Source organism: Brachyspira sp. SAP_772 (genome assembly GCF_009755885.1).
GTDB lineage: Bacteria > Spirochaetota > Brachyspiria > Brachyspirales > Brachyspiraceae > Brachyspira.
Window position 1 is genome coordinate 1 of sequence record NZ_VYIX01000124.1, and the last position, 770, is coordinate 770.

General features: G+C 30.9%; 1 protein-coding gene. It reads left to right on the forward strand.

The window, feature by feature from the left end; genetic code table 11:
• Positions 1-770: iron-containing alcohol dehydrogenase (locus tag GQX97_RS13000; RefSeq protein WP_157152273.1), on the forward strand; the 770-nt coding region annotated here is incomplete at both ends.

The following is a 770-nucleotide window of genomic DNA, read 5'->3' on the forward strand; positions in this document are numbered from 1 at the left end:
TAGAAGATAATCTAATGAATGTTATGGTTTATTCTAAAGTAAGCTCAAGTTCTAATAGTGATGCTTCAGATGTTATAGCCAACTTAGTAAGATATAGTAAAGCAGAATGTATAGTTGCTATAGGAGGATTTAAAGTTCAAAATATAGCTAAAGGTGCTTCTGTTGTAGTTACTAACAGCGGTGAAGCTTCAGATTATGTGGCTGGTCAAACTGTATATCATAAGCCATTCCCATTAATAAGCGTGCCTACTATACTTGGTTCTTTATCAGAAATTACTACTGGAATGTATTTGGTAGATAAATATGATGGAATATGCAAAGAATCTACTGATAAAAATATATATGCAAGYGATTGTATAATAGACCCTGCATTATATACAACAGTGCCTGTAAAATATTCTATAAGCAGTGCTTTGAGTGTATTTGCTATGGCTTTTGAYTTGTATATGAGCACTACTTTAAATGAAATTAATGCTCCTATTATTAAAAATGCTATGAGATTAAGCATTAAAGGTTTAGGAAAACTTATATTAGACAGCTCAAATGTAGACAATATATCAAATATAGCTATGGCTAATATGATGTGTGCTATGGCTAGTTCTAATGCTAGTCTTGGAGCTTCAAGGGCTTTATCTATTGCTATTAATAATATGTATAATGTTAATAAATCTATCATTTCATCAATGCTTCTTCCGCATATTATGGAATATTATATACCTGTTGTACCTGATAAAGATTCAATTCTTGCCCATTACATTAACGTACTTAAC